The sequence below is a fragment of the Acidaminococcus sp. CAG:542 genome (assembly GCF_000437815.1).
Classification (GTDB): Bacteria; Bacillota; Negativicutes; order Acidaminococcales; family Acidaminococcaceae; genus Acidaminococcus.
This window is the reverse complement of the sequence record NZ_FR902058.1, coordinates 1-9,704: the sequence shown is the minus strand read 5'-3', so window position 1 is coordinate 9,704 and position 9,704 is coordinate 1. Positions and strand designations below refer to the sequence as shown.

11 protein-coding genes are annotated in these 9,704 nt (G+C 58.4%); all 11 read left to right on the top strand.

The window, feature by feature from the left end; all coding sequences use genetic code 11:
- Positions 1-158: 158 nt before the first annotated feature.
- The 11 genes from atpB (at position 159) to QVO43_RS04460 (ending at position 9,650) form a co-directional block, all read left to right on the top strand.
- The gene (gene atpB / locus QVO43_RS04510; protein ID WP_022487393.1) at positions 159-866 is read left to right on the top strand and encodes a F0F1 ATP synthase subunit A; all 708 of its coding nucleotides are present in this window, start codon (positions 159-161) and stop codon (positions 864-866) included.
- Between the two features lie 30 nt (positions 867-896).
- Positions 897-1,154: an ATP synthase F0 subunit C gene (atpE, locus tag QVO43_RS04505; RefSeq protein ID WP_022487392.1), complete on the top strand. Its 258-nt coding sequence runs from the start codon at positions 897-899 to the stop codon at positions 1,152-1,154.
- Positions 1,155-1,194: 40 nt separating this feature from the next.
- Positions 1,195-1,686: a F0F1 ATP synthase subunit B gene (gene atpF, locus QVO43_RS04500; RefSeq protein WP_022487391.1), complete on the top strand. Its 492-nt coding sequence runs from the start codon at positions 1,195-1,197 to the stop codon at positions 1,684-1,686.
- A gap of 38 nt (positions 1,687-1,724) precedes the next feature.
- Positions 1,725-3,581, top strand: coding sequence for a F0F1 ATP synthase subunit alpha (gene atpA, locus QVO43_RS04495; RefSeq protein ID WP_022487390.1), 1,857 nt, complete (start codon positions 1,725-1,727; stop codon positions 3,579-3,581).
- Positions 3,582-3,596: 15 nt separating this feature from the next.
- Entirely contained in the window at positions 3,597-4,505 is a 909-nt protein-coding gene (gene atpG, locus QVO43_RS04490; RefSeq protein WP_022487389.1) for an ATP synthase F1 subunit gamma, read from the top strand.
- A gap of 38 nt (positions 4,506-4,543) precedes the next feature.
- Positions 4,544-5,995 (top strand): F0F1 ATP synthase subunit beta, encoded by a 1,452-nt coding sequence (atpD, locus tag QVO43_RS04485; protein WP_347567404.1) that lies wholly within the window; start codon positions 4,544-4,546, stop codon positions 5,993-5,995.
- Positions 5,992-6,441, top strand: a complete 450-nt coding sequence (gene atpC, locus QVO43_RS04480; RefSeq protein WP_022487387.1) for an ATP synthase F1 subunit epsilon — start codon at positions 5,992-5,994, stop codon at positions 6,439-6,441. The genes atpD and atpC overlap by 4 nt, the downstream gene beginning before the upstream one ends.
- Before the next feature lie 45 nt (positions 6,442-6,486).
- Positions 6,487-6,678, top strand: a complete 192-nt coding sequence (locus QVO43_RS04475) for a hypothetical protein (RefSeq protein WP_012939048.1) — start codon at positions 6,487-6,489, stop codon at positions 6,676-6,678.
- Positions 6,679-6,865: 187 nt separating this feature from the next.
- Positions 6,866-7,291 carry a hypothetical protein gene (locus tag QVO43_RS04470; protein WP_154487800.1) on the top strand — a complete coding sequence of 142 codons (426 nt, stop codon included), beginning with the start codon at positions 6,866-6,868 and terminating at the stop codon, positions 7,289-7,291.
- A 61-nt stretch (positions 7,292-7,352) separates the two neighbouring features.
- Positions 7,353-8,612, top strand: a complete 1,260-nt coding sequence (murA, locus tag QVO43_RS04465; protein WP_279127828.1) for a UDP-N-acetylglucosamine 1-carboxyvinyltransferase — start codon at positions 7,353-7,355, stop codon at positions 8,610-8,612.
- A 6-nt stretch (positions 8,613-8,618) separates the two neighbouring features.
- The gene (locus tag QVO43_RS04460) at positions 8,619-9,650 is read left to right on the top strand and encodes a rod shape-determining protein (RefSeq protein ID WP_022487384.1); all 1,032 of its coding nucleotides are present in this window, start codon (positions 8,619-8,621) and stop codon (positions 9,648-9,650) included.
- Positions 9,651-9,704: the final 54 nt, after the last annotated feature.

Below are 9,704 nucleotides of genomic sequence, written 5' to 3'. Positions count from 1 at the left end.
GGGAAAATGGCAGCCGGTGCTGGTCCTTTCCGGTTTCCTGATCCTGAATCTTGGTTTGATCATCCAGCTGGCCCGCAGCCGGCCCGGATGCCGGAAACCCTGAATTGTCAGAGTTTCCTATAAAAAACAAGAAATAATACAAAGGAAGTGATAAGTCTATGGGAATTGCAGAAGCTGCCGGTTCAGAAGTCATCCACTACGGGACCACACAGGTCCTGCCGGGGGTCACCCTGAACATGCAGACCATCTATATGTCCTGGCTTACCATGCTGATTGTGGCAGCCATCGTCTTTGCCGCTACCCGGCGGGTGCAGGAGATTCCCTATGGAATCCAGAACCTGGTGGAAATGATCGTGGAGTGGCTGGAAAAACTGATGGATGCCAACCTGGGGGTGGAAGGCCGTCGGATGGCCACGCCCTTCATCCTGACCCTGTTCCTGTACATCTTTGTGGGGAACGAACTGGGCCTGATGCCTTCCCTGGGGGTCCATCTCTCTTCGCCCACCAATGACATTAACGTGGCCCTGGGGCTGTCCATTACCGTGGCTGTGGCCACCTACATCATCGGGATCATCCAGCAGGGGCCCAGCTATTTCAAGCATCTGGTGACACCCTTTGCCCTGATGCTCCCTCTGAATATCATCGAGGAGCTGGCCAAGCCCCTGACCATGGCCTTGCGTCTTTTCGGGAATATCCTGGCCGGGGAAATCCTCCTGGCCGTGCTGTACATGCTGGTACCCTGGGTGGTGCCCAACCTGTGGATCGGATTCAGTCTGGTCATCGGTTTCCTCCAGGCCTTTATCTTTACCATGCTGACGGTGATCGCCCTGGCGCCGATCTTCAAACAGGTCCATTCCAAAAAATAAGAATCTGGAAAACAGAAAGGATGTAAAAAAATGATAGACAACAATACCCTGATCATCGTGGCTTCCATCCTGGGAGCAGCAATCATTGGCGTAGGGGCTTCCCTGGGGGCCACCAAAGGGGACTCCACCGTGGCTTCCAAGGCTCTGGAATGCATGGCCCGTCAGCCGGAACAGGCAGGCAGCTTCCAGGTGAACATGCTGATCGCCATCGGCCTGGTGGAATCCATCCCCATCATCGCCTCCGTTATCGCCATTGTGCTGGTGTTTGCCAACCCCTTTGTAAAATAAGAGGCATGCACCCCTTTGGGGAGAAAGGAAGCGATAGGGAATGGTAAGTATCAATTATACGCTGGTGGCCCAGGTGGTGAACTTCATCATCCTGCTGTGGGTCCTGGCCAAATTTGCCTACAAACCCCTGCTGAAGGCCATGGATGACCGCCGGACCAAGATCGTCAAGGATATGGACCAGGCGGATCATGCCCGGAAAGAGGCGGAAGCCCTGAAGCAGGAATATGTGCAGCAGCTGCAGAACGCCAAGAAGGAAGCCAACGACATTGTGTCCAAGGCCAACGCCATGGCCCAGCAGCTCCATGATGAAGCCATGGCCAACGCCCAGAAGGAACGGGAAGAACTGCTCACTTCCGGACGGCAGGCTGTGGAAATGGAACGGAAGAAAGCACTGCTGGACGTGCGGGAGCAGATCATCGCCCTGAGCACGGAAATCGCAGGCCGGGTTCTCCAGGAAAAGCTGGATTCTGCAGAAGACCAGCAGCGGATCACCCGGATTACCGATGAAACCCTGGCAGAACAGAAAAAATAAAAGTCCCTTCAGAGGAACTGTGGAGGCAGTATCAACCTATGAACAGTAAAAACAAGGAAGCTCTGTGGAAACAGATCCTGGACCGGCTGACCCTCACCGAGGACGACCAGGCTCTTTTTGCAGGAGAGTCTCTCCTCTCCCTGACGGTGACCACGGCCCAGCCTCTGGCTCCGGAAGAAGCCCAGCTGCTCCAGGAGCTTCTGGCAGAGAAATTCGGAAAACCGGTCCGGCTCCAGGAACAGAAAGTGGATGCCCGGCTGGTGGGCGGCGTACTGATCCAGTACGGCGACCATATCTTTGATGCCACCATGAAACGGCAGCTGGAAAAGATGGATGCCCTGATGAAGGAAATCCATCTCAGCGACCAGGATCTGGACCATACCCAGAACATCACCCAGGCCCTGACCCAGGGGGTCCAGTCCTTTAAGGACGACGTGGACCTGGAAGAAATCGGCGTGGTGGAAAAAGTCGGTGACGGCATCTGCACGGCCTCCGGGCTGGGCGGTGCCATGAGCGGGGAACTGGTTGCCCTCCATGACGGGGTGTACGGCATGGTCCAGAACCTCCGGGAAAAGGAAGTGGGGATCGTCCTTCTGGGCGGCGCCACGGAAATCAAGGAAGGGGACCTGGTCCGGCGTACCGGTGAAATCATGGAAATCCCCGTAGGGGAAGCCATGCTGGGCCGGATCGTGAACCCTCTGGGCCAGCCCCTGGACGGGAAAGGGGCCATCAAGACCTACGCCCATTATCCCATCGAACACCAGGCACCGGGCATTGCCGCCCGGCAGCCGGTGGATGTGCCCCTCCAGACCGGCCTCAAGGCCGTGGATGCCCTGGTGCCCATTGGCCGGGGCCAGCGGGAACTGATCATCGGGGACCGGGGCACCGGGAAAACCGCCATTGCGGTGGATACCATCCTGAACCAGAAGGGGAAGGGTGTGATCTGCATCTATGTGGCCATCGGCCAGAAGGCCTCTTCCGTGGCCCGTCTGTTCCATACCTTTGAACAGTACGGGGCATCGGATTATACCATGATCGTGGCGGCCACCGCCGCGGATACGGCCCCCATGCAGTACCTGGCTCCCTATGCCGGGGCGGCTGTGGGGGAATATTTCATGGACCAGGGCAAAGATGTACTGATCGTCTATGACGACCTGAGCAAGCACGCGGTGGCCTACCGGGCCATGAGTCTGCTGCTCCGCCGTCCGCCGGGACGGGAAGCCTACCCTGGGGACGTGTTCTACCTCCATTCCCGGCTGCTGGAACGGGCCTGCCGCCGGAATGCCAGACACGGCGGCGGCTCCATGACCGCTCTGCCCATTATTGAAACCCAGGCCGGGGACGTGAGCGGGTACATTCCCACCAACGTGATTTCCATCACCGACGGCCAGATCTATCTGGAAACGGACCTGTTCAACTCCGGTGTCCGGCCGGCCCTGAACTCCGGGCTGTCCGTATCCCGGGTAGGGGGCGCAGCCCAGACCAAGGCCATGAAATCCGTGGCCGGCACCCTGCGGCTGTCTCTGGCCCAGTACCGGGAACTGGCGGCTTTCGCCCAGTTCGGTTCCGATCTGGACCGGGAAACCAAGGCCCAGCTGGACCGGGGCGCCCGGGTGACGGAAATGCTGAAACAGGGTCAGTACCAGCCCCTGTCCATGGCCCAGGAAGTTATTTCCCTTTACGCTGTGAACAACGGGTTCCTGGATGAGATCCCGGTGGAGGATGTGACCCGGTATGAACATGAGATGCTGGGGTATCTGAACAACCACTGTTCCATCATCCTCACCACCCTGGAAAAAGAACAGAAATTCACTGATGAACTGAAGGCCCAGCTGGACGACGCCCTGGATGACTTTGGCAAAATGTTTGCGCCCGGCAGCGCAGACGGCATGTAAGGCAGGTGATCCCTGATGGCAAATACCAGCGGCATCCGTGCCCATATGAAAACCGTCGGCAGCATCAGCAAGATCACCGGGGCCATGCAGATGGTGGCCTCTGCCCGGATGCATCAGGCCCAGCAGCGGGCTGACGCCAGCCTTCCCTATGCGGAGAAACTCAAGAGCCTGCTCCAGGAAGCCGTCAGCGATCCTTCGGTGATGGCCCATCTGGACATGAAATCCAATCCCCTGCTGGAAAAACGGCCGGTGTACCGGACCGCCTATGTAATCATGGGCTCCGACAAGGGGCTGGCAGGCCCCTACAACAACAACGTGGTGAAATACGCCGGAGTGGAGCTCCGGGGCCGGGAGGATTCTCCTCTCCTGGCGGTGGGGAAGCAGATGAAGATCGGGCTGAACCACTGGGGCTACCACATTGCCAAAAGCTGGAGCGGATTTTCCGAAAAGCCCACCTTTGAGGCGGCGGAAGACATTGCAGACACGGTGGAATCCATGTTCATCCACGGAGAAGTGGACGAAGTGGACGTGATCTTCACCTATTTCAAATCTGCCATGATCCAGATCCCCAAAACCGTGCAGCTGCTGCCGGTCCAGCCCAAGGCCAAGGACAGCCTGGAGGTACAGGCCCAGGAAGTCTGGGAGGACGATGATCCCACCGATTATCCCACCCTGATCTTCGAACCGGAACCGGCCCAGATGCTGCCCTACCTGGCCCGGTATTATCTGCGCAGCCAGATTTTCACGGCGCTGATCCAAAGCTCCGCCTGTGAACTGGCTTCCCGGATGACGGCCATGAGCACGGCCACGGACAATGCCCAGAACCTGTTGGGCAAGCTCCAGGTCTATTACCAGAAGGTGCGGCAGGCCAGCATCACCACGGAAATCAATGAAATCGTCAGCGGCGCGGAAGCGCTGAAATAAGGGAGGCACCCATCGTGTCGGAAGAGCAGAAACAAGCAATCGACAGGGCCGTTGCCCATCTCTCCGCCAAACAGCGGGGCCATGTGGGCAGAGTGGTCCAGGTCATGGGCCCGGTGGTGGATATCCGGTTCCCGGATAAGGAACTGCCGGCCATTTACAATGCAATCGTCATCGATGCCCAGGCATCGAAAAATATCCATGTGCATCTTACCGCGGAAGTGGTCCAGCACATCGGGGATGATGTGGTCCGTACCGTAGCCATGAGTTCCACCGACGGGGTTACCCGGAACATGGAAGCCAGGGATACGGGGAAACCCATTACGGTCCCGGTAGGCAAGGGCTGTCTGGGCCGGGTGTTCAACGTCCTGGGAGAAACCGTGGATGATGATCCCACCCCGGTCCAGGCAGCGGACCACTGGCCCATCCACCGGCCGGCTCCGGCTTTGGCGGACCAGGCCACGGAAACCAAGATCATGGAAACCGGCATCAAGGTGGTGGACCTGATCGCCCCGTATTCTCTGGGGGGCAAGATCGGTCTGTTCGGCGGGGCCGGCGTAGGCAAAACCGTGCTGATCATGGAACTGATCCACAATGTGGCCACCAACCACGGGGGCTATTCCGTATTTTCCGGGGTCGGGGAACGGACCCGGGAAGGGAATGACCTGTGGGGAGAAATGAAGGAATCCGGGGTCATCGACAAAACGGCCCTGGTGTACGGACAGATGAACGAACCCCCGGGAGCCCGTATGCGGGTGGGGCTCACCGGTCTTACCATGGCGGAATATTTCCGGGATGTGGGAGGCCAGGATGTACTGCTGTTCATCGACAACATCTTCCGGTTCATCCAGGCCGGGTCTGAAGTCTCCGCCCTGCTGGGCCGTATGCCTTCCGCCGTAGGGTACCAGCCCACCCTGGCCAACGAAATGGGTGCCCTGGAAGAGCGGATCACCTCCACCCGGAGCGGCTCCATCACCTCCGTCCAGGCCGTCTATGTGCCTGCCGACGACCTGACTGACCCGGCACCTGCCGCCACCTTCGCTCATCTGGACGCCACCACGGTGCTCAGCCGTGAAATCGTGGAACTGGGCATTTACCCGGCAGTGGATCCCCTTTCTTCCACCAGCCGGATCCTGGATCCTCTGGTCATCGGCCAGGAACACTATGAAGTGGCCCGGGGAGTCCAGAAAATCCTCCAGCGGTACAAGGAACTCCAGGACATCATCGCCATCCTGGGGATGGAAGAACTGAACGAACAGGACAAACTCACCGTATCCCGGGCCCGGAAGGTCCAGCGGTTCCTGAGCCAGCCCTTCTTCGTGGCCCAGCAGTTCACCGGCCAGCCGGGGAAATACGTTCCCCTGTCCGAAACCATCCGGGGCTTCAAGGAAATCCTGGAAGGCAAACACGACGATCTGCCGGAAAGCGCCTTCTACATGGTAGGGTCCATTGATGAAGCCGTGGCCAAGGGCAAGAAACTGAAAGGCGCATGATCATGGCCAGGTTAATGAAACTGGAAGTCCTCACACCGGAAAAAATTTTGGTGAAAAGGGAGGATATTTCCTATGTCTTGTTGAATACAGTCAATGGGGGAGTTGGCATCCTGGCCAACCATGGCCCCATGATTGCAGTCTTGGGGGAAGGTGCACTGAAACTGCAGGATAAAGACAATCAGGTGATCCTGGTCTATGTGGAAGGGGGATTCGCAGAGGTCAATGACAACCAGGTTGTGATCCTGACGCCCAGAGCCCAAAGAGCAGAGAAAATCGATGTGGCCAAATATCAGCAGATCCGGGACGAGGCCCAGGCCAGACTGGACCATCCCGACGCGCTTACCGACGTGGCCCATACGGAGAAGATCCTGCGGCGGGCGGAAGCCCGGCTCAGGACGGCATCCCTGGTGGGAAAGGTACAGCCCTATCCCGTAGAAGGAGAATGATCCTGTAGCACAAAGTCACTGCAGCAGGCAGAGGGGGGATCCGCTGTGGACTTTATCAGCAAAATGGCTGCCAGTAAAATGGGGCAGCTGCGGCTGGAACTGGTCGAGCTCAATGAACGGCTGGAAGCCGCAACAGACGAAGAACAGATCCGCAAGCTACGAAAGACCATCCAGGAAAAAGAAGTCTACTACAACATCCTGGCGGATCGGCTGCGGACCCATACGAGGAATTTTTAAAGGGGGTGCCAGTAGGCACCTCCTTTGCCCGTTGACAACCGACCGTTGACGGGGCTGTTGCTTATGCAACAGCCCCTTTTTTTATTTCCCTCTATGGAAAACAGAACGTTCTATGGTATAATAATCTAGTTATAAAAATGGACAGAGAAGGGAAGTTCCGTAGACATTAAGGGGGGTGCCGTACGGTTTGTCCAATATGATTGTTTTGGTGGTCTGCTGTCTTGTGACCTGGGTGGTTTTTCTGGACAGCCACAGCATTGGCATGAAGCACAAGAACCTGTGGGTATTGGGAACCTTTCTGCTGATGCCGGTGGCGGTGCCGCTGTATCTGATCCGGCGGGCCCAGTTCTTGTATGACCATAAATTGACGCCCCGGCAGAAACGGGAAGCCCAGGAACGGGCCGCATCCCGGAAACGGCGGGAAAAGGCGGAACGGGAAAAACAGCAGTGGGAACAGCAGCAAAGGCAGCTGGCCCAGGCAGATCCGGAAGAAGTGGCCCGGGAAAAGGCCGCCCGGTATCGGGAAAAGCATGAAATGAGACTCCGTCTGGATGAACAGCTGAGCAATCAGCAGAAACGTCATGCCAGACAATGGGGCATCCATCGACAATAGAGGCAGGAAAAAAGAGGGAAGCCCGGCTTCCCTGCAGGCAAGGAAAGGTGTGGAATCAGGCGTGGAGAAACTGGTGGTAAAGGGTGGTCATCGGCTGACAGGAACTGTGCGGGTCAGCGGGGCCAAAAATGCAGTGCTGCCCATCATTGCAGCATCCGTTCTGGGGACGGAGGGCAGTACAATTTTGGAAGTTCCGGAACTGGAGGATGTAAGCACCATCTGCAAAGTACTGGAATGTCTGGGGCTGAAGGTGGATCATTCCACCCCTCATGTGCTGAAAATCGACAGCCACAACATTACCGGCTGGGAAGCTCCCTATGATCTGGTCAGCACCATGCGTGCCTCTTTCCTGGTCATGGGATCCCTGCTGGCACGGATCGGCCGGGCCAAGATTTCCCAGCCCGGAGGCTGTGCCATCGGCACCCGGCCCATCGATATCCATCTGAAAGGGTTCGAAGCCCTGGGGGCCACCATCGAACAAGGCCACGGCTACATTGAAGCCTTTGCCCCCCACGGTCTGGTGGGCACCACCATCTACCTGGATTTCCCCAGTGTGGGAGCCACGGAAAACCTGATGATGGCGGCGTCCATGGCCAAAGGCACCACCATCATTGAAAATGCGGCCCAGGAACCGGAAATCGTGGACCTGGCCAACTACATCAACGTGATGGGAGGCAAGGTAAGAGGCGCCGGTACCACTGCCATCCGCATCGACGGAGTGGAAAGCATGAAAGGCGGGGAACACGCGGTGATCCCGGACCGGATCGAAGCCGGCACCTATATGGTGGCGGGAGCCATGACCCAGGGGGATATCCTGGTGGACAATGTGCTCTGCGAACACATGAAGCCGCTCATTGCCAAGCTCCGGGAAGCAGGGGCCATTGTGGAAGAAGACATCAGCAGTGTCCATGTGGTGGGACCTAAGGAACTCCAGCCCATTACCATCAAGACCCTGCCTTATCCCGGGTTCCCTACGGACATGCAGGCCCAGGTCATGGCCATGATGTGCATTGCCAAAGGCCAGAGCTCTGTATTGGAAACCGTGTTCGAGAACCGGTTCATGCATGTGGATGAACTGCTGCGGATGGGGGCCAATATCCGGACCAACGGCGGCCGGGCCGCCATTGTGGAAGGGGTTCCCAAACTGTACGGCTGCCAGGTACGGGCTACGGACCTGCGGGCCGGTGCAGCCATGGTGCTGGCCGGTCTGGTGGCAGACGGGGTGACGGAAATCACCGATATCTACCACATCGACCGGGGCTACGAAAACCTGGTGGACAAGCTGACCGGACTGGGAGCCGACATCCAGCGGGTTGGCTGATGCGCCATGAAGCACACTGAAAAAAGCCTGTTCGCCCGGCTGTTCAATCCGGTGGACGTGGGCATCGACCTGGGGACTTCCTCCACCCGGGTGTTCATGAAAAATCGGGGGATCGTGCTGGAAGAGCCTACGGTGGTGGCCATCGATCCAGCTACCGGGAAGACGGGTGCCATCGGTTCCCGGGCCCGGGAAATGAACGGCCAGGGCCAGTGGGAAGTGGTCTGGCCCTTGGAAAACGGGGTCATTGCAGATTTCGACGCTTCCGTAGGCCTTCTGGAAACAGTGTTGGACCGGGTGGTGGGGAAGAATCTGTTCTTCAAGCCCAGAGTCATGGTCTGTGTGCCCACGGGAGTCACCGGGGTGGAACGGCGGGCGGTGACGGAAGCGGCTCTTTTAGCGGGAGCCGCCCGGACTTATCTGATCGAGGGACCTCTGGCGGCAGCCCTGGGGGCCGGGCTTCCCATCCAGGAACCCAGAGGCCGGATGGTGGTGGATATCGGCAGCGGTACCACCAGTGCAGCGGTGATGAGCATGGGACGGATCATCCAGGCAGCCTCACTCCGGATGGGAGGGGAGGCCTTCAACGAAGGGCTGATCCGTCATCTCCGGGACCGGCTGAACATCCAGATTGAACGGCCCCTGGCGGAAGAAATCAAGCTGGAAATCGGTACCGTGAGCCGGCGGGGACGCCGGAGCACCAAGATCATCCGGGGCCGGGACAACATTACCGGCCTGCCCACCAGCCTGCGCCTGTCCTCCCAGGATACGGTGGCCGGACTGGAGGAACCCCTCACCGCCATTTTGTCCTGCATCCATCAGGTGCTGGAAAAGACACCGCCGGAACTGGCAGCGGACCTGCTGGAAGAAGGCATCGTCCTTACCGGCGGGGGCGCCCTGCTGGAAGGGCTGGATGAGTGCATCGAAGCCGGGACTCACGTAAGGACCCGGGTGGCGGCCCATCCCAGGGAATGTGTGGCCCGGGGGGCCGGCATGGCCTTGGATGATCCGGGGCTGCTGGAAATTTTGGAAGGAAAATAAAGGGGGTGTTGCCTGCGCAACACCCCCTTTTTACGAAAGGAACGCGATCAATCA

Excerpts from the sequence above, each read along its gene's own strand:
- atpB (WP_022487393.1), top strand. The coding sequence starts at position 159 with ATGGGAATTGCAGAAGCTGCCGGTTCAGAAGTCATCCACTACGGGACC.
- atpE (WP_022487392.1), top strand. The coding sequence starts at position 897 with ATGATAGACAACAATACCCTGATCATCGTGGCTTCCATCCTGGGAGCA.
- atpF (WP_022487391.1), top strand. The coding sequence starts at position 1,195 with ATGGTAAGTATCAATTATACGCTGGTGGCCCAGGTGGTGAACTTCATC.
- atpA (WP_022487390.1), top strand. The coding sequence starts at position 1,725 with ATGAACAGTAAAAACAAGGAAGCTCTGTGGAAACAGATCCTGGACCGG.
- atpG (WP_022487389.1), top strand. The coding sequence starts at position 3,597 with ATGGCAAATACCAGCGGCATCCGTGCCCATATGAAAACCGTCGGCAGC.
- atpC (WP_022487387.1), top strand. The coding sequence starts at position 5,992 with ATGATCATGGCCAGGTTAATGAAACTGGAAGTCCTCACACCGGAAAAA.
- QVO43_RS04460 (WP_022487384.1), top strand. The coding sequence starts at position 8,619 with ATGAAGCACACTGAAAAAAGCCTGTTCGCCCGGCTGTTCAATCCGGTG.